Origin of the sequence: Capnocytophaga stomatis (assembly GCF_002302635.1) — a bacterium.
Lineage (GTDB): Bacteria > Bacteroidota > Bacteroidia > Flavobacteriales > Flavobacteriaceae > Capnocytophaga > Capnocytophaga stomatis.
Window position 1 is genome coordinate 231,792 of record NZ_CP022387.1, and the last position, 22,329, is coordinate 254,120.

General features: G+C 36.5%; 19 protein-coding genes and 1 other RNA gene. 10 read left to right on the forward strand and 10 right to left on the reverse strand.

Annotated features, from left to right (window positions below; translation table 11 throughout):
• Positions 1 to 84: 84 nt before the first annotated feature.
• On the reverse strand, positions 85 to 2,550 hold the full coding sequence (locus tag CGC58_RS01075; RefSeq protein WP_232748850.1) for an outer membrane beta-barrel family protein: 2,466 nt from the start codon (positions 2,548 to 2,550) through the stop codon (positions 85 to 87).
• Between the two features lie 261 nt (positions 2,551 to 2,811).
• On the opposite strand from CGC58_RS01075, the gene CGC58_RS01080 reads away from it, so the two are divergent.
• The gene (locus CGC58_RS01080; RefSeq protein ID WP_095894728.1) at positions 2,812 to 3,252 is read left to right on the forward strand and encodes a GNAT family N-acetyltransferase; all 441 of its coding nucleotides are present in this window, start codon (positions 2,812 to 2,814) and stop codon (positions 3,250 to 3,252) included.
• 22 nt (positions 3,253 to 3,274) lie between these two features.
• On the opposite strand, the gene CGC58_RS01085 is transcribed toward CGC58_RS01080, so the two are convergent.
• On the reverse strand, positions 3,275 to 4,039 hold the full coding sequence (locus tag CGC58_RS01085) for a lysophospholipid acyltransferase family protein (protein WP_095894729.1): 765 nt from the start codon (positions 4,037 to 4,039) through the stop codon (positions 3,275 to 3,277).
• Positions 4,040 to 4,129: 90 nt separating this feature from the next.
• Positions 4,130 to 5,323 (reverse strand): tRNA 2-thiouridine(34) synthase MnmA, encoded by a 1,194-nt coding sequence (gene mnmA, locus CGC58_RS01090; protein ID WP_095894730.1) that lies wholly within the window; start codon positions 5,321 to 5,323, stop codon positions 4,130 to 4,132.
• Between the two features lie 139 nt (positions 5,324 to 5,462).
• On the opposite strand from mnmA, the gene uvrA reads away from it, so the two are divergent.
• Positions 5,463 to 8,384 carry an excinuclease ABC subunit UvrA gene (gene uvrA, locus CGC58_RS01095; RefSeq protein WP_095894731.1) on the forward strand — a complete coding sequence of 974 codons (2,922 nt, stop codon included), beginning with the start codon at positions 5,463 to 5,465 and terminating at the stop codon, positions 8,382 to 8,384.
• Between the two features lie 94 nt (positions 8,385 to 8,478).
• Complete coding sequence (gene lpdA / locus CGC58_RS01100) at positions 8,479 to 9,885, forward strand: dihydrolipoyl dehydrogenase (protein ID WP_095894732.1); 1,407 nt, start codon at positions 8,479 to 8,481, stop codon at positions 9,883 to 9,885.
• A gap of 156 nt (positions 9,886 to 10,041) precedes the next feature.
• Here the strand turns inward: lpdA and CGC58_RS01105 are convergent, their stop codons facing one another.
• Positions 10,042 to 10,566 (reverse strand): hypothetical protein, encoded by a 525-nt coding sequence (locus tag CGC58_RS01105; protein ID WP_095894733.1) that lies wholly within the window; start codon positions 10,564 to 10,566, stop codon positions 10,042 to 10,044.
• Between the two features lie 60 nt (positions 10,567 to 10,626).
• Positions 10,627 to 11,634, reverse strand: a complete 1,008-nt coding sequence (locus tag CGC58_RS01110; protein ID WP_095894734.1) for a M28 family metallopeptidase — start codon at positions 11,632 to 11,634, stop codon at positions 10,627 to 10,629.
• A 125-nt stretch (positions 11,635 to 11,759) separates the two neighbouring features.
• Between CGC58_RS01110 and CGC58_RS01115 the strand changes: the two genes are divergently transcribed.
• From CGC58_RS01115 to coaBC, 5 genes are all read left to right on the forward strand, one after another.
• Positions 11,760 to 12,080 carry a translation initiation factor gene (locus tag CGC58_RS01115; protein ID WP_095894735.1) on the forward strand — a complete coding sequence of 107 codons (321 nt, stop codon included), beginning with the start codon at positions 11,760 to 11,762 and terminating at the stop codon, positions 12,078 to 12,080.
• A 69-nt stretch (positions 12,081 to 12,149) separates the two neighbouring features.
• The gene (fabG, locus tag CGC58_RS01120; RefSeq protein WP_095894736.1) at positions 12,150 to 12,896 is read left to right on the forward strand and encodes a 3-oxoacyl-[acyl-carrier-protein] reductase; all 747 of its coding nucleotides are present in this window, start codon (positions 12,150 to 12,152) and stop codon (positions 12,894 to 12,896) included.
• A gap of 36 nt (positions 12,897 to 12,932) precedes the next feature.
• Positions 12,933 to 13,733 (forward strand): outer membrane protein assembly factor BamD, encoded by an 801-nt coding sequence (locus CGC58_RS01125; protein WP_095894737.1) that lies wholly within the window; start codon positions 12,933 to 12,935, stop codon positions 13,731 to 13,733.
• A 23-nt stretch (positions 13,734 to 13,756) separates the two neighbouring features.
• Positions 13,757 to 14,071, forward strand: coding sequence for a DNA-directed RNA polymerase subunit omega (locus CGC58_RS01130; protein ID WP_095894738.1), 315 nt, complete (start codon positions 13,757 to 13,759; stop codon positions 14,069 to 14,071).
• Positions 14,072 to 14,174: 103 nt separating this feature from the next.
• On the forward strand, positions 14,175 to 15,353 hold the full coding sequence (gene coaBC / locus CGC58_RS01135; RefSeq protein WP_095894739.1) for a bifunctional phosphopantothenoylcysteine decarboxylase/phosphopantothenate--cysteine ligase CoaBC: 1,179 nt from the start codon (positions 14,175 to 14,177) through the stop codon (positions 15,351 to 15,353).
• Positions 15,354 to 15,395: 42 nt separating this feature from the next.
• Here coaBC and CGC58_RS01140 read toward each other — a convergent pair whose 3' ends face one another.
• Together CGC58_RS01140 and CGC58_RS01145 are read right to left on the reverse strand one after the other, a co-directional pair.
• Positions 15,396 to 16,688 carry an ABC transporter permease gene (locus tag CGC58_RS01140; RefSeq protein WP_095894740.1) on the reverse strand — a complete coding sequence of 431 codons (1,293 nt, stop codon included), beginning with the start codon at positions 16,686 to 16,688 and terminating at the stop codon, positions 15,396 to 15,398.
• A 48-nt stretch (positions 16,689 to 16,736) separates the two neighbouring features.
• On the reverse strand, positions 16,737 to 17,663 hold the full coding sequence (locus tag CGC58_RS01145) for an ABC transporter ATP-binding protein (protein WP_095894741.1): 927 nt from the start codon (positions 17,661 to 17,663) through the stop codon (positions 16,737 to 16,739).
• A gap of 112 nt (positions 17,664 to 17,775) precedes the next feature.
• Between CGC58_RS01145 and rnpB the strand changes: the two genes are divergently transcribed.
• Positions 17,776 to 18,075: RNase P RNA component class A (gene rnpB / locus CGC58_RS01150), an RNA gene on the forward strand.
• Between the two features lie 8 nt (positions 18,076 to 18,083).
• Here the strand turns inward: rnpB and CGC58_RS01155 are convergent.
• Positions 18,084 to 18,734, reverse strand: a complete 651-nt coding sequence (locus CGC58_RS01155) for a protein-L-isoaspartate(D-aspartate) O-methyltransferase (protein ID WP_095897054.1) — start codon at positions 18,732 to 18,734, stop codon at positions 18,084 to 18,086.
• A gap of 268 nt (positions 18,735 to 19,002) precedes the next feature.
• Between CGC58_RS01155 and CGC58_RS01160 the strand changes: the two genes are divergently transcribed.
• A complete protein-coding gene (locus tag CGC58_RS01160; protein ID WP_095894742.1) occupies positions 19,003 to 19,992 on the forward strand; it encodes an aspartate-semialdehyde dehydrogenase in 990 nt (329 codons plus the stop codon).
• Positions 19,993 to 20,055: 63 nt separating this feature from the next.
• On the opposite strand, the gene CGC58_RS01165 is transcribed toward CGC58_RS01160, so the two are convergent.
• Positions 20,056 to 21,465 (reverse strand): CCA tRNA nucleotidyltransferase, encoded by a 1,410-nt coding sequence (locus CGC58_RS01165; protein ID WP_095894743.1) that lies wholly within the window; start codon positions 21,463 to 21,465, stop codon positions 20,056 to 20,058.
• Positions 21,466 to 21,521: 56 nt separating this feature from the next.
• The gene (kdsA, locus tag CGC58_RS01170; RefSeq protein ID WP_095894744.1) at positions 21,522 to 22,325 is read right to left on the reverse strand and encodes a 3-deoxy-8-phosphooctulonate synthase; all 804 of its coding nucleotides are present in this window, start codon (positions 22,323 to 22,325) and stop codon (positions 21,522 to 21,524) included.
• Positions 22,326 to 22,329 lie beyond the last annotated feature (4 nt).

The window sequence follows — 22,329 nt, forward strand, 5'->3', positions numbered from 1 at the left end:
AAAGAGAAAAGTTTGTACACAAAAAAGCCGACTCACAGTATTGTAAGCCGACCATAAAGAACTCATCCCTGACAACATTTTTCTCTAAAATTCCATCTCTGTCTCATCCATTGTGTTGTCACGCTGGGATTTTCGTTCTTTTTGTTGTCCTTTCATATTTCCGAAGCGATATGTAAAATTCAGCATTATTTGACGCTGACGCCATTGCATTTCGGTATGTGTAATCACTCTTTCCGTTTTCGTATCGGCAATCATTTTACGCGAATTGAATACATCGCTCACATTCAAGGAGATATTTCCTTGCTTGTTTAATATTTCCTTACTCAAAGCCAAATTAGCCGAAAGCTCTCCTTCTATCTCCGATTGAGCTGATTTTCTGGGAGCATTATACATAACATTCGTTTGAAAATCAATATTATATATTAAAGGTAATTTCGCCGTAAAACGACTTGACCACGAATTGGCTTCTGTATTAAAATTTTGTGTACTTGTCACATTTTGGTAATTCGTATAGGTATATGAACCGCTTGATTTATAGTGATAAAAGTTCATATTTAATGAAAAACGCCAATTTCTTTTCGGAGTGTAATTCGTTGTAAATTCTACCCCTACCCTATCTTCATCGGAAAGATTAATCGGACGACGCAACATCACAGGAACCGAAAGCCCATTTATCGTAATAAAATCGCCCGTTTCCAACGAAATCATTTCAAAAACCTCTGTGGAATGGTTGTAATAAACAGACGTGTTCAAACTTAAATTATCCCATTTTTTCAAATACGCAACATCAAAAGCATTGGTGTACGTTGGATCTAAATCCGGATTTCCGCTAAATAAATTCGTGTTACTCGAACGAGATACAAACGGATTGATAAATCGTGACCAAGGACGACGCAAACGGCGACTATAACTCAAACTAATCTGCTGTTCTCCCGAAAATTCGTATCCCAAATACACTGAAGGAAACAATGCTGAATATTCTTTTGAATAGTTTTCGTTCGTATTTTTCAGCAGAGAAGTAACTTTGGTATGTTCAAAACGCAATCCTCCCATAAAGTTCCATTTGCCAAATTTCGTTCCAAGTTGTGAGTAAAATGCATTCACATTCTGCTCATACACAAAGTGATTGCTAAAATTCGGATTTCTGACCAAGTTTCCTGCTCCGTCCAAAATGCCTGCCGTAAAATCAATATCCGTTTCATCTAACGTTCCGCGATAACCCGCTTCAAACTGCGATTTTTTATTTTCCCCAAACGGAAGCACATAATCAATCTGAGCCAGATGTTTTACGCCTTTCTCTTTCCCGATGGTTTGTTCCGTTTCTAAATCTATATTCGTTGTCAAATTTCTTTCTTTAATGATGGCATTTTCATCTTCTTTTGATGAAGAAAACTGATAATCAGCAGTTAATTTATGTCCATCATTATTAAATTTATGTTCAAAATTAAGCGAATATTGAAAACGAAAATCATCATCTGATTCCGTATTATTTCTGTAACGCTTTGCTGTTAGCACACGATTGGCATCGTAATTTAAAAAATTATTATCTGTGGTATTTGTTCCTTTTTTCGAACTCAAAACAAAGCTGTTTGTAATGGAAGATTTATCATTAAAACGATATTCAGCCCCTAAATTAAGGTTATAACCATCTCTAAGACGATTTGTTTTGCGATTTTCATCTTGAAAATTGGCAGTTTTGCCCAAATTATCCAAATTTTCCTGACTAAAATTCGTATTTCCGGGAGAATTTCGATGATTATACGACAGATTTGTAAAGAAAGTCCAATCTTCTTTTCGCAAACTCAGATTTGTTCCCAATTCATACGCCTGCGGGTTTCCTACCGAAGCAGTTACCGACCCCATAAAGCCCATTGCACTTCCTTTTTTAAGAATTATATTGATAATTCCTGCTGTTCCCTCGGCATCATAACGTGATGAAGGATTTGAAATAACTTCCACTCTTTCAATAGATTCCGCAGGAAGCTGACGCAAAGCTTCATCATTGACTCCCGACAAAGCGGAAGGCTTGCCGTTAATTAAAATTTGAACACTTTCATTTCCTCGGAAGCTTACCTTTCCTTCCGCATCAACCGAAACCGAAGGCACATTATCCAAAACATCGGAAACTGAACCTCCTTTAACGGTCATATCCTGCCCCACATTGTACACTTTTTTATCCAAATGCAACTCAACCGTAGTTCGCTCGGCAACAACATCAACTCCGCTAAGTTCCTCAACATCAATTTTTAAAATAATATTACCTAACTTTTTGTTATCATTTAAGTTAAAATTCTTCACTTCATAAGTTTTGAATGAAAAAAACTGAACTTTCAAATGATACATTCCTTTAGGAGCTTTTACGTCAAACTCTCCTTTTTCGTTAGTTACGCCTCCTGTTATTTTGCTTGGATTATCCAACGATTCAAGCACGATAGTTGCATATTCCAAAGGCGTTTTAGTTTCATTATCAATCACTTTTCCTGATATTGAAAACTCTTGTCCCCAAACTGAAAATGTAACAAAAGTGAGTAAAAATACTAATTTCTTCATAATAAATGATTTCGTTTTTATAAAATATACTTCGTTAGACATCGAAAAAAATAAATGGTTTAACGAAAAAGAAATTAATAATTCTAATTTTTAAAGATTCTACATATAAAAAACTAATTACTAATTGGTTACAAACATTTTTATAATCTCAAATAAATTTTCATCACAAATATTTTTTTACTTTTTTATAGATTTTTTACACTCTTTATTGTTTTTTATATTTTTTTGATTAGTTTTGTTGAAGAAATAAAGAAGAAAACTATGGTTACATTTTTAACAAAAGAACTCATTACTCCGGTAATTGAGCAAGATGCTCGTGATTTATTCTCCTTGCTGAGCAAAAGAAATCAACTTTCTCTTTCTGAGATTTTTAAAAATGAAAAAGAAGCTCCTTTCATAGCTTGCCATATTGAGGACGGAAGGCTTTTAGGGATGGCCTCAATGGCTGTTTACAAGGTCATTTCCGGACATAAAGGCTGGATTGAGGACGTTGTTGTGAGTGAATCTCAACGCGGAAAAAAAATAGGAAAAAAACTCATTCAAGCCCTTATCGAAAAGGGAAAGTCATTAGATTTGGGAGAAATCCTGCTTTTCACTTCTGCCGACAAAACCGGTGCCATCAAACTCTATGAGCAAGAGGAATTTAAGGATAAAGGAGTTTTGGTGTATGTAAAAGCTTTAAAAGAGATTTATCCAAAATAGAAAAAAACCGACAGCTACAAAATTAGTTGTCGGTTTGTGTATTTTTTACTTTCAAGAATGATTCGTGTTGCTCGATTGCCATTTCTATTTTCTCAACAATTTGTTCAACACTTTCATTCTCATAATCAATCTGTAAAGGTGCTTTGATAACCATTGATTGTTGAACGCCTTTTTTCTTGATATTGATTCCTTTTTTATCAAACGAACGACGAAAACCATCAATCACAATAGGCACTACAATAGGTTTATATTGTTTTATTAAGTGAGCTGTGCCTTTACGAATAGGTTTCCAAGGAGATGTAGTCCCTTGTGGAAAAGTAATTACCCAGCCGTCATTTAAAGCAATTCCGATGTTATTTACATCACTTTGTTTAACATCGCGTTTGATATCTTTTCCCTTTTCACGCCAAGTTCTGTCCACTGGAATTGCACCGACATAACTCAAAATTTTTGGAAGCAAGCCTGACTTCATCGTTTCGGAAGCTGCTATGTAATAGATGTTTAGCTTCGGATTCCACAAATAGCTTATATTTTTAATTGTATTTACCCTTCCTTTCAGACTTGCATTAAAAACGTGAAGCATCGCAGCTACATCAGCAAAATACGTCTGGTGATTTGATATAAACAATACATTTGCTTCAGGTAACGCTCTGATGACGTCTGAGCCTTCTATTTTTAACTGATTAAACCCATTATAACGGCTGTGCGTAATAATCCCGAAAAGCCTGATTAACCAGCGTTTTATCCACAATATTTGCCCAAAAGGACTTCTTTTAAACAATCTCATCTCTTAAAATTCTTCAATAAAAGTTTAAAAATCAGAAAAAAATTCATCATCTTCCTCTAATCCAATGATTTACAACCCATTTCCGGATTTTCAACTAATCACTCCGCTTCCAACGAGTTCCTCATCATCATACCAAACGGCAAACTGTCCTTCGGTAATGGCACTTTGCGGTTCTTCAAAATAAATAAAAAGCCCACTTTCGGTCTTGTACAAAATAGCTTTCTGCAACGGCTGACGATAGCGAATACGCACCATAAAATCCTTGCTTTCACCTATTTGCAAAGCCAAATCTTCACGAACCCAATGCACATCACTTTCTTTTATAAAAAGAGCTTTTCGGAAAAGACCTCTGTGGCTATGACTTTGCCCTACGTAGATAATATTCTGATTTACATCAGTTTCTATAACAAAAAGTGGTTCGGGTGTGCCTCCCACGTGCAAACCTTTACGTTGACCTTTGGTAAAATAATGAGCTCCTTGGTGTGTACCTACTTTTTTTCCGTCAGAAGGCTGATATTCAAATCTTTTTGAAAGATATTTCAATTCATCTTCATAAGTTTCAAAAAGTTTTAAGTAATCAAAAGATTTATATCCTTGCCAATCATTCGGAATTTCAATAATATCTCCCTCTTTAGGTTGTAATTGTTGTTGTAAAAATTCAGGTAAACGCACCTTTCCTACAAAGCAAAGCCCTTGAGAGTCTTTCTTTTCGGCGGTAACTAATCCTTGTTCCGAGGCAATAGCTCTAACCTCCGATTTTTGAAGTTCACCAATCGGGAAAAGAGCTTTACTTAGCTGTTGCTGTGATAATTGGCATAAAAAATAAGATTGGTCTTTATTTGTATCCTTTCCTGAAAGTAAACGATAGATTTTTTTGCCATCAACAATGATTTCTTCCTTTCTGCAATAATGCCCGGTTGCCACATAATCAGCTCCAAGTGAAAGAGCCAAATTCATAAACACATCAAATTTTATCTCTCTGTTACACAACACATCAGGATTAGGAGTACGACCATTTTCATACTCACGAAACATATAATCAACAATGCGTTGTTTATATGGCTCACTCATATCCACAGTCTGGAATGGAATGCCTAATTTTTCAGCTACCAGAAGGGCGTCATTGCTATCTTCCAGCCAAGGACATTCGTTGGAAATCGTAACCGAATCATCGTGCCAGTTCTTCATAAACAAGCCAATTACCTCATACCCTTGTTGTTGCAAAAGATACGCAGCAACACTGCTATCCACACCGCCTGAAAGCCCTACTACTACTTTTTTCATTTTTTTCTACGATACAACTTCGTTTGTCGAAACAATTAAAGTGCAAAGCTACTATTTTTTTATGACTTATCACTATTTCCTTTTCACCTCTTATATTTTAACTTAAATTCGTAACTTTGCCCCCTAATCTCATATTCAAATGAAAGAGAGCCAAAAAAAAGAAAAAAACAACAAAACAATACAACGCAAAAAAAATCAGACCACGACTTGTTTGGAAGAAAAACAAACCCAATTTGAGGAAAATATTTCCGTCAAAGGTGCTCGCGTTCACAACCTTAAAAACATAGATATTGACATTCCCAGAGAGCAATTGGTGGTTATCACGGGGCTTTCCGGAAGTGGAAAATCGTCATTGGCGTTTGATACCATTTACGCCGAAGGACAACGACGCTACATCGAAACTTTTTCGGCATACGCAAGGCAGTTTTTAGGCGGATTGGAGCGTCCTGATGTGGATAAAATCGACGGACTTTCACCCGTTATTGCTATTGAACAGAAAACTACCTCAAAATCACCGCGTTCCACCGTTGGTACTATCACTGAGATATATGATTTCTTGCGATTGCTCTTCGCTCGTGCCTCGGATGCGTACAGTTTCCAGACGGGAGAAAAAATGGTGAGTTATAGCGATGCTCAAGTACAAGAACTTATTTCCGAAAAATATAACAATCAAAGAATTAACATTTTAGCTCCGGTAGTGCAATCCAGAAAAGGACATTATCGAGAACTTTTCGAGCAGATTGCCAAACAAGGTTTCGTAAAAGTGCGAACCAACGGCGAAATTCGTGACATTGAGAAAGGAATGAAGCTCGACCGTTACAAAACGCACGACATCGAAATCGTCATTGACCGAATGCTTATTGATAATCAGGAGGAAACCCAAAAACGACTGAGTGAGTCCATCAAAACTGCAATGCATTACGGCGATGGCGTTTTGATGGTTCTTGAACAGGAAACAGGTCAAGTTCAGTATTTTAGCCGTAATTTGATGTGTCCTACAAGCGGAATTTCCTACCCGATGCCCGAGCCAAATACCTTTTCGTTCAACTCTCCCAAAGGAATGTGTCCGCATTGTAACGGATTGGGAGAAGTTCAAGAAGTAAACATCAATAAAATAATTCCGAATAAACAACTCTCTATCAAAAACGGAGCTATTTCAGCTATTGGAGAGCAAAAAAACACGTGGATTTTCAAACAATTGGAAACCATTTTGCATAAATTCGGGGCGAAAATGTCTGACGGTTTTCAGCAACTTCCTCAGGAGGCTGTGGAGCTTATCTTGTACGGCGGAAAAGAAAAATTTTCCGTAAAATCGGATGTTTTGGGCATCACCCGAGATTATGAAATTGATTTTGAAGGAATTGTCAATTTTATTAAAAATCAATATGATAACTCCGATTCTTCTTCCATAAAAAGATGGGCTTCCGAGTTTATGGACACGCTTCCTTGTCAGGAATGTAACGGAAGCAGATTGCGGAAAGAGGCTCTTTATTTCAAAATAAACGAAAAAAACATTTCGGAACTCTCCAATATGGATATTTTAGAGCTTTCGGAATGGTTTGCGACACTTTCTGACCGAATTTCGGACAAACAGCGCAAAATTGCATCGGAAATCATCAAGGAAATACGCACGCGTTTGCAATTTTTGGTCGATGTGGGGCTGACATACTTATCATTAAGCCGAAGTTCAAAATCGCTTTCGGGTGGAGAAGCCCAGCGGATACGTTTGGCAACGCAAATCGGGTCGCAACTTACGGGCGTTTTGTATATTTTGGACGAACCCAGTATCGGGTTGCATCAACGTGACAACCAACGACTTATCAATTCTTTAAAATCCCTCCGTGATATCGGAAATTCGGTTTTGGTGGTTGAACACGATGAAGAGATGATTCTCGAAGCCGATTATGTTATCGACATAGGTCCAAAAGCGGGCAAAAACGGCGGAGAAATCATCTTCAAAGGTACTCCAAAACAGATGATGGACGCAAAAACCATCACTGCGGATTACATCAGTGGCAGGCGACAGGTTTCCGAGCCTAAAAAGCCCCGAAAAGGCAACGGAAAGGAGCTTATTTTACGAGGCTGTACGGGAAATAATCTTAAAAATGTGTCTGTAACCTTTCCTTTGGGAAAAATGATTGGCGTGACGGGCGTTTCGGGCAGTGGAAAATCGACTTTGATAAACGAAACGCTTTATCCGATTTTGAACGCTCATTTTTTTAATGCGGTAAAAGTTCCGATGCCTTATGAAAGCATCGAAGGATTGGAAAATATTGATAAAGTCATCGCCATTGATCAGTCCCCGATTGGGCGTACACCTCGCTCTAATCCAGCGACTTACACAGGGGTTTTCAGTGAAATTCGTACGCTTTTCACACAAACACCCGAGGCAATGATACGCGGATACAAACCGGGCAGATTCAGCTTTAATGTTAAAGGTGGCAGGTGCGAAACTTGTGAAGGTTCGGGACTAAAAGTCATCGAAATGAACTTTCTGCCAGACGTTTACGTAGAATGCGAAACTTGCAAGGGTAAGCGATTCAACCGAGAAACGCTGGAAGTACGTTATAAAGGAAAATCAATAGCCGATGTTTTGGATATGACCATCAGTGATGCGGTTCAATTTTTTGAAAATATCCCGAAAATTCATCGTAAATTAAAAACAATAGAGGAAGTAGGCTTGGGGTATATCACTCTGGGTCAGCAATCTACAACACTTTCGGGTGGTGAAGCTCAACGTGTAAAATTGGCAACGGAACTTTCCAAAAAGGATACGGGCAACACCTTCTACATATTGGACGAACCCACCACAGGACTTCATTTTGAAGATGTTAGCGTTCTGTTAGAAGTGCTTGACAAGTTGGTCGATAAAGGAAATACAGTCCTTGTGATAGAACATAATCTTGATGTAATTAAAGCAATGGATTATATCATCGATATTGGCTACGAAGGCGGAAAAGGAGGCGGAGAAGTCGTGGCTTTTGGCTCTCCTTCGGAAGTGGCAAAACAAGAAAAGAGCTACACCGCCAAGTTTTTAAAAGGAATGATACAAGGCGAATAGTTCAATAAATTAGAACAATTTAGGAAAGTTTTTGTATTTCTATCTTTTTATTTGTATGTTTGTGGCATTAATCATAGAATTTAATCATTAAGTTATGAAAACATACGACGTTGTTGTAATAGGTTCAGGACCCGGTGGTTATGTAGCGGCTATACGCTCGGCACAGTTGGGATTCAAAACTGCTATTATTGAAAAATATGACACTTTAGGAGGAACTTGCTTGAATGTGGGTTGTATCCCGTCAAAAGCCTTGTTAGATTCGTCTCATCATTACGAAGACGCTTTGAAACACTTTGAAGCACACGGAATTGAAGTTTCCGGCGAGGTAAAAATCAATCTTAAAAAAATGATTGACAGAAAAAAAGCAGTAGTAGAACAAACTTGTTCGGGAATCAAATTCTTGATGGACAAAAACAAAATTGATGTTTTTCACGGATTGGGAAGTTTTGTAAATCCTACCCGAATCAAAATTACATCAAAAGACGGTTCTTCTGAAGAGATAGAAGCTCAAAAAACCATCATCGCTACTGGTTCCAAGCCTTCTTCCCTACCATTTATAACCATTGATAAAGAAAGAGTTATAACTTCTACCGAAGCTCTGAAACTAACTGAAATTCCGAAACATTTAATTGTTATCGGAGGTGGTGTTATCGGTTTGGAACTTGGGCAAGTTTACAAACGATTGGGAGCTTCTGTTTCCGTTGTTGAATATATGGACGGAATTCTTCCTACAATGGACAAAAGTTTAGGAAAAGAACTCACAAAAGTGCTTAAAAAACAAGGATTTAAGTTCTATACAAGTCATCAAGTGAAAGAAGTTTCACGAAGTGGAGATGTAGTAACCGTAAAAGCCACTACTCAAAAAGGAGAAGAAATCACACTTGAAGGAGATTACTGCTTGGTTGCTGTAGGAAGAAAACCTTACACGGACGGGCTAAATTTGGAAGCAGCTGGCGTTAAAATAGATGAACGTGGCAGAATTGAAGTAAATTCACACCTACAAACCAATGTATCAAATATTTACGCAATTGGCGATGTAGTTCGCGGAGCAATGTTGGCTCACAAAGCGGAAGAAGAAGGAGTTTTGGTTGCCGAGCAATTGGCTGGACAAAAACCTCATATTGACTATAATTTGATTCCCGGAGTTGTTTATACTTGGCCAGAGGTTGCCTCTGTGGGTAAAACGGAAGAACAACTTAAAGCAGAAGGCATTGCATTCAAATCAGGGCAATTCCCAATGCGTGCTTTGGGACGCTCCAGAGCGAGTATGGATACAGACGGATTTGTTAAAATCTTAGCTGATGCTTCTACCGACGAAATTCTTGGGGTTCATATGATTGGTGCAAGAGCTGCCGATATGATAGCCGAAGCCGTAACTGCTATGGAATTCAAGGCAAGTGCTGAGGATATTTCACGCATCAGCCACGCACACCCAACCTTTACCGAAGCAATTAAAGAAGCTGCTTTGGCTGCCACAGATAATCGTGCTTTACACATATAAAAAGTTTTTTTCATAGTTTTAAACATTTTATCATTAAGGAGGAAATCACTGGGAAGTGGTTTCCTTTTTTGTCTTATATCCGTGAAAATGAGAGTCAAAAAACAAAAAAGGTGATAATTTTCAATTACCACCTTTTTTATGTAAAGTAAAACTTTGTTAAATTCTTTTAAGTTGCTGTTGCATCATTTTGATTTGTTCCGTCATCATATTTTGCTTATCCAGTTTTTTGGCTTCAGCAAGCAACTCTTGAGCTTCGCGTTTTCTGCGTTTTTGAATCATAATTCCTGCCAAACTCAACTTTGCCATCGCAATATCATAACTCATATTCAAACCTAATTGTAATGCTTTTCTGAAATATTTTTCGGCTTGAGTAAGGTTTATCTGCGAATAAATGATTCCGTGCAAATAATTATAGTATCCTTGTTGTTTTTTAATTAAAGCCGTTTCAGGCTCAACTATTTTACTGAGCCATTTCTTCGTTCCTTCAAAATCTTGTTTTCTCAATCTGAGGAATGCCAACAAAATAAATTCATTCCTGAAATACAACAATATAGGAATTGAAGACAACAATATCAAAGCTATTCCGTTTCCTATATTTCCTTGTGTAAATTGATATATTGCATAGACATTAATCAATACAGCAAGAGCGATTTTTACATATTTATTTTGCAAATATTTCATTTTTTGTATTTTTTTTTAACGAAACGCAAAGGTAATAAATTAAGTCCTAATTACAAAAATTTATTTTCCGTCTCTATCCACTTTTATACGCTCGGAACGATTGGCAAGCTCCCACGTTAAGGCAAAAATTAGTTTGGTGCGTTTTGTCATCGCTTCAAAATCTATCTTTTCGTGTGTATCCGTAGGCTGGTGATAATCAGAATGTAACCCATTAAAAAAGAAAACCGAAGGAATTCCGTGTTTTGCAAAATTATAATGGTCAGAACGATAATAAACCTGCCACGGGTCATTACGGTCGTCGTATTTGTAATCCAACTTCAAATTGACGTATTTTCTGTTCATTTCTTCATTAATTGTGTGCAATTCCGAGCTTAATCGGTCTGCACCAATAACATACACATAATTATTGTCTGTATGCAAATCATCAACTCGCCCTATCATATCAATGTTTATGTTGGCTACCGTATTTTTTAAAGGATACAACGGATTTTTAGAGTAGAAGTTTGACCCATAAAGCCCTCTTTCTTCGCCCGTTACAAGTAAAAACATAATTGAGCGTTTTGGAGCGTGTCCTTTTTTCTTGGCTAAATTGAAAACGCGTGCCAACTCCATTACAGCAACCGTCCCAGAACCGTTATCGTCTGCACCATTGTATATTTCTCCGTTTTCCATTCCTACGTGGTCATAATGTGCTGATACTACGATAATTTCCTCTGGTTTTTCGCTTCCTTCAACAAAAGCCCAAATATTGTCCGAATCGTTAAACTTATTTCTGAAAAAAGATTTCGGCACAGTTTGAAACCATCCTGAAGCCTTTGGCGGATACGTAATTCCTTCCTTTGTGTATTGCTCTACGATGTAATTTGCCGCTTTTTTGATGCCTTCACTTCCTGTATCTCGCCCTTCCATTTCATCAGAAGCGATTACTTTCAGCGTTTCATTTAATCTTTGTTCGGAAATTTCATTCAGGAAAATCGGAAGTACCTTATCTTCGCTCTGAACATCATTTTTTTGAATGCTACAACCAAAAATAGAAATAGCAATAAAGGATAAAAATATTCTTTTCATTTGTTTGACTTTCTTTTACTTTAAAATTAATCGATGGCAAATGTAATAAAGAATATTGAATTCATTCAAATCAAGAAAATTAAATTTTATTTATATATTTGCACTCTGAAAATGTTTTATCTGAAATGTTACGTGAACAGTTAAAAAATTTATTTCCTGACCATATTGAGGAAGAAACTCCTGCGGAAAGTGTATCAAACATTTGGCTTCAGGACGAACCTCTGATTTGCAAATATGAAAAACGCAAAGGCAAACCTGTAACAATCATCGAAGGATATTCAGGAGCTGATGAAGATTTCAAAATTTTAGCCAAAGAAATCAAAACTCTCTTAGGAGTTGGAGGTTCTTTTAAAGATGAAAGTATCATAATTCAAGGAGATTACCGCGATAAAATTATGGAATTTCTCAAAGGAAAAGGATTTAAAGTAAAACGCGTTGGCGGATAACAAATAAAGTTATTTTTAACGCATTCAGACCAAAAGCAATAATTTTTAATAATAAAATATAAACTAAATATGAGACTATTAGAAGGAAAAACTGCAATTATCACAGGAGCAAGTAGAGGTATTGGGAGAGGAATTGCCGAAGTTTTCGCTTCGCAGGGTGCTAATGTTGCTTTTACGTATAGTTCATCAGTGGAAGCTGCTCAAAAATTAGAAGATGAATTAAGAGCTAAAGGCGTGAAAGCCAAAGGATATCAAAGTAATGCTGCTGATTATGAAGCTGCTCAAAAATTGGCTGAAGATGTAGTTGCCGAGTTTGGAAGTATTGATATTCTGATAAATAACGCCGGAATCACGAAAGACAATCTGTTAATGCGAATTTCAGAGGAAGATTTTGACAAAGTAATTGAAGTAAATTTGAAATCTGTTTTCAATATGACCAAAGCTGTTCAACGCACTATGTTAAAACAGCGTAAAGGTTCTATTATCAACATCAGTAGTGTTGTGGGAGTGAAAGGAAATGCAGGTCAATCCAACTACGCTGCTTCAAAAGCGGGTATGTTAGGTTTTACAAAATCCATCGCTTTGGAGCTGGGTTCCAGAAACATACGTTGTAATGCAATCGCTCCGGGATTCATAGAAACTGAAATGACAGCCGTTTTGGATGAAAAAGTAGTACAAGGTTGGCGAGATAATATTCCTTTGAAAAGAGGCGGTCAGCCGGAAGATGTTGCCAATGCTTGCGTGTTTTTAGCATCGGATATGTCCGCATACATCACAGGGCAAGTTTTGAATGTTGATGGAGGAATGCTTACATAATTTTGATAAATCATAAAAACTATTTACTTTTGCCGAATGCAAATTAAGAAATACATCGTAATAGGTTTAGTTGGTGCGAGTTTGTTGAGTTCCTGTGGGGAATATCAGAAAGCCTTAAAGTCTGATGATGCCACAGTTAAGTACAATATGGCTGAACAACTATACAAAGAGGGAAAATACAGAAAATCAATTCAACTGTTTGAAAATATCGTGAACCAATATGCAGGAAGACCGCAAGGTGAACGAGTGGTTTATATGGCTGCGGACGCTTATTATAAAACCAAGCAGTACAGTAAAGCTTCATATCAGTTTGAACGTTTTTGCAAATTATACCCAAAAAGTGAAAAAGTAGCCGAAGCCGCTTTTTTAACAGCTAAAACAATCTATTTGGAAACTCCTAAATACAGTGTTGATCAAGAAATTACGCATCAAGCACTGGAAAAGTTACAACTATTCTTAGACCGATATTCTCATACGGAATATGCAAAAGAAGCTAATGAAATGACGCTGGATTTGCTAACGCGTCTTCAGAAAAAAGAGTTTGAAATTGCAAAACAGTACAATTTAATCCGTGATTATCAAGCTGCTATGAAGGCTTTGGATAATTTCTTATCAGGCAATCCGGGAACTATTTTTAAAGAAGAAGCTCTTTTCGTACGCCTGCATTCAGCTTATGAGTGGGCTATCAATAGTGTGGAACACAAAAAAGAGGAACGTTTGAAAATCGCCAAAGAAGCATACGAAACTTTGGTAAAATCGTATCCCGAAACATCTTACAAAAAAGAAGCTGACAGAATGCTCGAAAAAATTGAAACATCATTGAAAATTTACTCATAAAAATTTATAAAAAAGAAAATACTATGGATTTTAAAAAGATTGATGCTCCAACTTCTACAGTTACTTACAACAGAAGTGCCATTGAAGCTCCTACTGAAAATATTTACGAAGCCATTTCAATCATTGCAAAGCGTGCAGTGCAAATAAATTCCGAAATTAAAAAGGAATTAATCGAAAAATTAGATGAATTTGCAACTAATAACGATAATTTGGAAGAAATTTTTGAGAATAAAGAACAAATTGAAGTTTCTAAATTCTACGAAAAACTTCCGAAGCCGCAAGCAATTGCAATTAAAGAATGGTTGGAGGATAAGGTTTATTACAGAGAAACCAACTAATTAGGTCGGGATTGTTATTTGTATTAATTTGTAAAACATAGGTTTTAAGCAGTAAACACAAGTGGTTTATTCCTTAAAACCTTTTTTGATTTGATTAAAATTTATGAATATAATTTTAGGAATCACGGGAGGAATTGCCGCTTATAAAACGCCTCATTTAGTGCGTTTATTAACAAAAAAAGGACACGATGTAAAGGTCATTTTAACAGAAAGTGCAGAAGAATTTGTTACTCCTTTAACATTAGCTACATTGTCTAAAAACAAGGTGATTTCATCATTCAAAACAACTGATAATCAATGGAATAATCACGTAGAATTAGCTCTTTGGGCTGATGTAATTCTTATCGCTCCTACAACGGCAAATACCTTAGCAAAAATGGCTAACGGACTATGTGACAACTTGTTATTAGCTACTTATTTTTCTGCTAAAGCTCCCGTATTTGTAGCACCTGCTATGGATTTGGATATGTATGCACATCCTACCGTGAATGAAAATCTTAATAAACTGAAATCATTTGGTAATCAGATAATTCCTGCTGTTTATGGTGAATTGGCAAGCGGATTAGTCGGACAAGGAAGAATGGCTGAACCTGAAGATATCGTAAATTTCATAGAAACTAACTTATCCGAAAATCTTCCTTTGAAAGGAAAAAAAGTATTAATCACAGCCGGTCCTACTTATGAAGCCATTGACCCAGTGCGATTTATAGGTAATTTTTCAACAGGAAAAATGGGAATTGCCATCGCTAATGAAGCCGTGAAGCAAGGTGCTGAAGTTCACTTGGTTTTAGGTCCTTCTGCTGAAAAAAATATTGACGAGAATATACATTTACATCGTGTGGTAAGTGCCGATGATATGTATCAAGCTGCTATAAATCAATTTGATACATCAGATATTGCAATCCTCTCTGCTGCCGTAGCCGATTACACCCCGAAAATAAAAGCTCTCGAAAAAATCAAGAAAAAAGAGGCTAACCTTACATTAGAACTCGTCTCCACAACGGATATTCTCGCTACATTGGGCAAACAAAAAAAACAGCAAATTCTCATCGGTTTTGCTCTGGAAACCAATAACGAACTCGAAAATGCTAAGCACAAATTAAACCGAAAAAACTTAGACGGAATTGTACTTAATTCACTGAAAGACAAGGGAGCGGGATTCGGAACGGACACGAATAAAATTACGTTCATTACTCCTGAAAATGAAATTTCATTTCCCTTGAAAAATAAAACAGAGGTAGCCAAAGATATCTTAGCTCAAATATTAAAACTTCAAAAATAACAAATAAATAAGGGCAAAAACTTAACTTTTGCCCTTATCTTTTTAGTATTTAAGCCATTTCCAAACCTCCTTATACGTTGTCTTTTTGCCGTACATCAAAATTCCTATACGATAGATTTTCGAAGCAAATTTTATCACTAAAAAGAAAGAAATGTATAATAACAGTATGGAAATCAGCACTTCCCACCAAGCTACACCGAAAGGAATACGCATCAGCATTACTACGGGTGAAGTAAGTGGAACATACGACAGTACCACCGAAACCGTACCGTGAGGTTCTTCTATAACGGTAAAAAATCCTACATAAACTGCTAATATTAAAGGCATTAAAATCGGCATCAAAAATTGTTGTGTATCCGTTTCATTATCTACCATTGCTCCTATTGTTGCATAAAAAGAACTGTACAACAAATACCCCCCCACAAAATACAACAGGAATGAAGTAAACATTTCCATAAACGGAAATTTAAAAAAAGCCAATAAAATTTCCGAAGTCATCTTGTCCAATCCTGATTTATTCATCAAAACCTCATTGGTTGATGAAGGATTTACATCTAAGAATGAGGTTAAAATGGTCATTAAAAATCCTCCGAATATCATCCAAATCATAAACTGAGTAATTCCTGCCAACGAAGTTCCAAAAATTTTACCCAACATTAATTCAAAAGGTTTAACGGACGAAATAATAATTTCAACAATGCGATTGGTTTTTTCCTCAATAACGCTACGCATAATTGCATTACCGTAAATAATAATAAACATAAAAATCAGATAACCAGCCATTCCACCAATAGCAATTTTTATGATACTGTCCAACTCCGAGCTTTTTTCTCCACTGAAATTCTCCAAAGAGATATTTACCTTTACTTTCGATTCGTCTATTTGCTTTTTATCAATTCCCTTTAATGTCAGATTATCCTGAAAAAGAGTTGCTTCCATATTGTCCGAAAATTGGTTTAATAATGAAATATTTGGTGATTCTTCACTAAAAAATTCAATATTCTGGTGCCAATATTCGCCATCTTGTGGGGGAATATATAACAATCCGTACATACTTTCAGCCAAAATTATGGTTTTTGCATCTTGCAGGGAAGCGTCTCTTAAAAAAAGATATTCCACTGCCGAAGTATTTTCAAAACTACTTGAAAAACGATTACTTTCGTCCAAAATAGCTATTTTTTTTACATTCCCAGCGTTATTAACACTGGTTAAATAGCCAATCAGAACGCCAAACAATATCACCACCAGCGGACTGACGAAAGTCATAATAATGAATGATTTATTTCGTACCTTATTTAGATATTCTCGCTTTGTTATTATTCCTAAATGTTTCATTCTTTAATTATTACAAAAAATAGGTTATGAAAACAGAAAATTTTCTTTTTAGTTATTTTTTTCAACCGAACGCATAAAAATCTCGTCAACTGTCGGAATTTTTTCCACAAAATGCATAATTTCGGCTCTGGAATTCAAAAATTGTAATAAATCGTTTGCGTTTTGATGTTCTTTCTTGTAGATATTGAGTTTCAAGCCACTATATAAACTTTTAAAATTGGCTTCACTTACTGAAAAATGCTCTTTAAGTTCGGTTAAGAGCTTGGCTTGTTTGTCATCGTCAATTTTCAACCCCACTTCAAAAACATTGTTTTTAAAAGAGCGTTTGATTTCCAACAAATTGCCTTCCAAAATTTTTTCTGATTTGTTAATCAGTGCGATATGGTCACAAAGTTCCTCCACTGATTCCATTCGGTGAGTGGAGAATATAATTGTGGCTCCCTGTTCTCGCAAATAAAGAATTTCGTCCTTAATGATGTTAGCATTAATGGGGTCAAATCCGCTGAAAGGTTCGTCAAAAATAAGAAGTTTCGGTTGGTGAAGCACCGTTACAACAAACTGAATTTTCTGTGCCATTCCTTTGGAAAGCTCCTGTATTTTCTTGTTCCACCAATCGCCGATTTCCAGACGCTCAAACCAAAACTTCAAACGTTCTTTTGCTTTTTCTTTGGAAAGTCCCTTCAGTTGTGCCAAATAAAGAGCCTGCTCCCCTACTTTCATTGTTTTGTAAAGTCCTCGTTCTTCCGGCAAGTATCCTATTTGTGAAATATGCTCAGGATGAAGTGGTTTCCCATCAAAAAATACCTTTCCTGAATCGGGATATGTTATTTGATTGAGTATCCTTATGAAAGAAGTTTTTCCCGCTCCGTTAGGTCCTAAAAGTCCAAAAATACTTCCTTTAGGAACTGTGATGGATACATTATTTAAAGCTGTGTGGTTTCCGTATTTTTTGTAAATATTTTCTGTGAGAACCATTATAAAATTAAATGTTTGAGGGCAAATATAAACAAAAAGGTATAACTCAAAAAGATTTATTTTGATTATTTTCAGAAATTAAAATTCAAATAATTTCTTAACTTTGCCGCCGAGAGTAAATCGGCTTATCGCTATTTTATAGAGGAAAGTCCGGACACCAAAGAGCAGCATAACGGGTAACGCCCGTCCGTCGTAAGATGAGGACAAGTGCAACAGAAAGCAAGTACAGTTAGGCTGTAGTGAAATCAGGTAAACTCTATGTGGTGCAACGCCGTGTAAACCAGCTTTTTAGGGTTGCTCGCCCAATGTTGGAGGGTAGGCGGTTTGAGTTTATAAGTAATTATAAATCAAGATAAATGATAAGCATCTTGCCAGTCAAGAAACAGAATCCGGCTTATGATTTGCTCTCTTTTTATTTTTCTAAACCTTGTCCTTTAACAAAGGAACAAACTGAAAATCACCATATTCTGTTTTATGAAATTCACTTGGAGATATTCTTTCAAAAAGGGTCATCACTTGTGTTTCATTCCCGACAGGAATAACCAATCTTCCTCCTACTGCCAGTTGAGCTAACAAGGCGGTTGGCACTTCCGGAGCTCCGGCCGTAACCAAAATACGGTCAAAAGGTGCTTCATTAGGCAGTCCTTTGTAACCATCTCCAAAGTACATTTTAGCGGGACGAGGCATCAACTTCGGGAGTAGTAATTGTGTTTGTTTGAAGAGTTTTTGTTGCCGTTCAATGGTAAATAAATTTACTCCCAAAAAAAGTAAAACACTTGATTGATAACCACTTCCCGTACCTATTTCCAGAACTTTTTGTCCGGCAGAAACTTGTAGCAGTTGCGTTTGAAAAGCCACAGTATAAGGTTGAGAAATCGTTTGACCTGCTCCGATAGGAAAAGCCTTATCCTGATATGCGTGAGCCTCAAAACTACTATCCATAAACAAATGCCTTGGAATTGTTCGAATGGCATTCAAAACGTTCGTATCCGTAATTCCTTTTTCCTTTAATAATTCGGCTAATTGGTTCCGTAACCCTTTGTGTTTCAAAGTATCCTTTAGTGGCAGCATTCTTTTTTCTGGTTTTAAATCATCAAAAACGGCTACAAAGGTCATTATTTTTTTTGAAATTTAAAAGAGATAAACGAGCCACATCTTTATTATAAAATCATCCTAAATACTGCTATCATACAATCATTTTCGTATATTTTTGACATAAAGGCTTTCAAATCAACAAGAAAATAATATTTTGTTACAAATTCAACATTTTAGTTTTATAAATTCCATAATTAAAATTTAATATGTAAATTTGTCGGTCATATTTTTATTTTGAACATTTATGAGAGTAGCTGTTGTGGGCGTTACCGGTATGGTTGGTAACGTAATGTTAGAAGTACTAAAAGAAAGAAATTTCCCTGTAACTGAGTTAATTCCTGTTGCTTCGGAAAAGTCTGTTGGGCAAAAAATAACCTTCCAAGGAAAAGAATACACCGTTGTAGGATTACAACAAGCAGTTTCCTTAAAGCCTGATATTGCGTTGTTTTCGGCTGGAGGAAGTGTTTCACTGGAATGGGCTCCTAAGTTTGCACAAGTAGGTACAACTGTGGTTGATAATTCTTCCGCTTGGCGTATGGACGCAACTAAAAAATTGGTAATTCCTGAAATCAATGCCGATGTTCTTACAAAAGAGGATAAAATCATCGCGAACCCGAACTGCTCCACAATTCAAATGCTGATTGCTTTGGCTCCGCTACAAAAAAAATATGGAATCAAACGCGTTGTGGTTTCTACCTATCAATCAATCACAGGTACTGGAGTAAAAGCTGTGAAACAACTTGAAAACGAGTACAAAGGAGAAAAAGGAGATATGGCTTATCACTACCAAATACACCGAAATGCCATTCCGCATTGTGATGTTTTTGAGGATAATGGCTACACAAAAGAAGAAATGAAATTGGTTCGTGAAACTAAAAAAATTCTCCGTGATGATAGTATTTCCGTTACTGCTACGGCTGTCCGCATTCCTGTTGTTGGTGGGCATAGCGAGTCCGTAAATGTTGAGCTTCTGAATGACTTTGATTTGGAAGAAGTTCGCGAACTGTTCTCAAAATCCCAGGGACTGGTTCTTCAAGACGACACCAGTACAAATTCATATCCTATGCCTTTGTACGCACAGGGAAAAGACGAAGTTTTTGTAGGGCGTATTCGCAGAGATGAATCTCAACCCAATACATTGAATATGTGGATAGTTTCAGATAATTTGAGAAAGGGAGCAGCTACCAATACAATTCAGATTGCTGAATATCTGGTTGCCAATAATTTGCTGTAAAAAATCTAATCTTTGAACCAAAAAGGCTGAAAAGAAATTTGCTTTCTTTTCAGCCTTTTTGATTTATATTAGTTTCATCTGCTTAGCCTTATCAAACATAAATTTTTTAGCAGATTCATAATCATTTGATATTTTTCCGTCCAAAATGGCTTCTTTTATAGCATCTTTTAGCATTCCTATTTCACGTGAAGGCTTCAAATTGAACGTTTTCATAATTTCTTCTCCCGAAATTGGAGGCTGAAAGTTACGAATGTGGTCTTTTTCTTCTACTTCTACAACTTTTTGACGCACCAACTGAAAATTATCGTGATATTGTTTGAATTTCTTTGGATTTTTGGTCGTAATATCCGCCTCACAAAGCGTCATTAAATCCTCAAAATCATCTCCAGCATCAAAAACCAACCGCCTTACCGCAGAGTCTGTAACTATATCTTCAGCAATGACAATGGGACGTGAACTCATACGAACCATCTTCTGAACATATTTCATTTTATCATTCAAGGGCATTCGCAATCGTTTGAAAATATGGAAAACCATTTTGCTTCCCAAAAATTCGTGACCGTGAAACGTCCAGCCGTTTTTTTTGTCGAAGCGTTTCGTTGGAGCTTTTCCAATATCGTGCAATAAAGCCGACCAGCGTAACCATAAATCATCTGTGTTTTGGGATATGTTATCAACAACCTCTAACGTATGCCAGAAATTATCTTTATGTCGTTGTCCTTCGTGTTCCTCTACTCCCTGTAATTCAACAAGTTCCGGAAGAATATAATGAAGAAGTTTTGTTTCATACAGAAGTTTTAACCCAATCGAAGGTTTTGGCGAAGCAAGTATCTTATTTAGCTCATCTACAATACGTTCGTTTGAAATAATCTTCAAACGGTCTTTGTTTTTAGCAATTGCCTGCAATGACTTTTCTTCTATTTCAAATCCTAACTGAGTCGCAAACCGAATAGCCCGCATCATACGAAGAGGGTCATCCGAATACGTTATATCCGGGTCAAGCGGTGTGCGTATAATTTTATTTTTAAGGTCTGAAAGCCCATCAAAAGGGTCAATCAATTCTCCGAAATTATGTTCCGAAAGAGATAAAGCCATCGCATTGATTGTGAAGTCTCTACGATTTTGATCGTCCTGAAGTGTTCCGCTTTCTACGTAAGGTTTCCGAGAGTTGGATTCATAACTTTCTCTTCTCGCTCCGACAAACTCAATGTCCAATCCGTCTGCCTTTATCATTGCAGTTCCAAAGTTCTTAAAAACAGATACTTTGGGATTATCTGGTAATTTTTCAGCTACTTTTTCCGCCAAAGAAATTCCGCTCCCGATAGAAACAATATCAATATCTTTCGGAAGTTTCTTCTTCAGAAGATAATCCCTTACAAATCCACCAATAACATAACTTTCCAATGAAATTTCATCTGAAATTTTGCTTATTAACGAAAAAATTGGATTTGAAAGAGCTTCTTTATGATACATATATTTTTTTAGTTTGAAAAAATTAGAAAATTAGCGAATTTTAAAAATTCAAAATGCTAATCTTCAAATGATAAAATTGTTTGTCTGATTGCTGTTAATCTTGTTAAAAGACCTTCAAGCAAGTCAAGATGAAGCATATTAGCTCCATCACTTTTCGCATTTGCCGGGTCAAAATGGGTTTCTATGAACAGTCCGTCAGCATTATTCACAATGGCTGCACGAGCAATGGTTTCAATCATTTCAGGACGACCTCCAGTTACCCCACTTGTTTGGTTAGGTTGCTGCAAAGAGTGCGTAACATCCATAATTACAGGAGCATACGAACGCATTGTTGGTATTCCTCTGAAATCAACAATCAAATCCTGATAACCAAACATCGTACCTCTATCCGTAATTAAAACACTATTATTTCCGCTATCAAGTACTTTCTGAACGGCGTGTTTCATACTTTCAGGACTCATAAATTGTCCCTTTTTTAAATTAACGACCTTACCCGTTTTGGCGGCTGCAACCACCAAATCAGTCTGACGCACCAAAAAAGCTGGAATTTGCAGAATATCAACATATTGAGCAGCCATTTCAGCTTCGCTAACTTCGTGAATATCAGTAACCGTTGGCACTCCAAATTCTTTTCCAACTTTTTCAAGAATTTTTAACGCCTTTTCATCACCAATTCCCGTAAAAGAATCTATACGACTGCGATTTGCCTTTTTGAAACTTCCTTTAAAAACATACGGAATATTTAATTTATCCGTGATGGAAACTATTCTCTCGGCAATCTTCATCGCCATTTCTTCTCCTTCAATAGCACAAGGACCTGCCAAAAGGAAAAAATTGTTTTCTTTATTAGATACAAGCATAATT

Coding starts and splice junctions, on each gene's coding strand:
- CGC58_RS01075 (WP_232748850.1), bottom strand. CDS start 2,550: ATGAAGAAATTAGTATTTTTACTCACTTTTGTTACATTTTCAGTTTGG.
- CGC58_RS01080 (WP_095894728.1), top strand. CDS start 2,812: ATGGTTACATTTTTAACAAAAGAACTCATTACTCCGGTAATTGAGCAA.
- CGC58_RS01085 (WP_095894729.1), bottom strand. CDS start 4,039: ATGAGATTGTTTAAAAGAAGTCCTTTTGGGCAAATATTGTGGATAAAA.
- mnmA (WP_095894730.1), bottom strand. CDS start 5,323: ATGAAAAAAGTAGTAGTAGGGCTTTCAGGCGGTGTGGATAGCAGTGTT.
- uvrA (WP_095894731.1), top strand. CDS start 5,463: ATGAAAGAGAGCCAAAAAAAAGAAAAAAACAACAAAACAATACAACGC.
- lpdA (WP_095894732.1), top strand. CDS start 8,479: ATGAAAACATACGACGTTGTTGTAATAGGTTCAGGACCCGGTGGTTAT.
- CGC58_RS01105 (WP_095894733.1), bottom strand. CDS start 10,566: ATGAAATATTTGCAAAATAAATATGTAAAAATCGCTCTTGCTGTATTG.
- CGC58_RS01110 (WP_095894734.1), bottom strand. CDS start 11,634: ATGAAAAGAATATTTTTATCCTTTATTGCTATTTCTATTTTTGGTTGT.
- CGC58_RS01115 (WP_095894735.1), top strand. CDS start 11,760: ATGTTACGTGAACAGTTAAAAAATTTATTTCCTGACCATATTGAGGAA.
- fabG (WP_095894736.1), top strand. CDS start 12,150: ATGAGACTATTAGAAGGAAAAACTGCAATTATCACAGGAGCAAGTAGA.
- CGC58_RS01125 (WP_095894737.1), top strand. CDS start 12,933: ATGCAAATTAAGAAATACATCGTAATAGGTTTAGTTGGTGCGAGTTTG.
- CGC58_RS01130 (WP_095894738.1), top strand. CDS start 13,757: ATGGATTTTAAAAAGATTGATGCTCCAACTTCTACAGTTACTTACAAC.
- coaBC (WP_095894739.1), top strand. CDS start 14,175: ATGAATATAATTTTAGGAATCACGGGAGGAATTGCCGCTTATAAAACG.
- CGC58_RS01140 (WP_095894740.1), bottom strand. CDS start 16,688: ATGAAACATTTAGGAATAATAACAAAGCGAGAATATCTAAATAAGGTA.
- CGC58_RS01145 (WP_095894741.1), bottom strand. CDS start 17,663: ATGGTTCTCACAGAAAATATTTACAAAAAATACGGAAACCACACAGCT.
- CGC58_RS01155 (WP_095897054.1), bottom strand. CDS start 18,734: ATGCTGCCACTAAAGGATACTTTGAAACACAAAGGGTTACGGAACCAA.
- CGC58_RS01160 (WP_095894742.1), top strand. CDS start 19,003: ATGAGAGTAGCTGTTGTGGGCGTTACCGGTATGGTTGGTAACGTAATG.
- CGC58_RS01165 (WP_095894743.1), bottom strand. CDS start 21,465: ATGTATCATAAAGAAGCTCTTTCAAATCCAATTTTTTCGTTAATAAGC.
- kdsA (WP_095894744.1), bottom strand. CDS start 22,325: ATGCTTGTATCTAATAAAGAAAACAATTTTTTCCTTTTGGCAGGTCCT.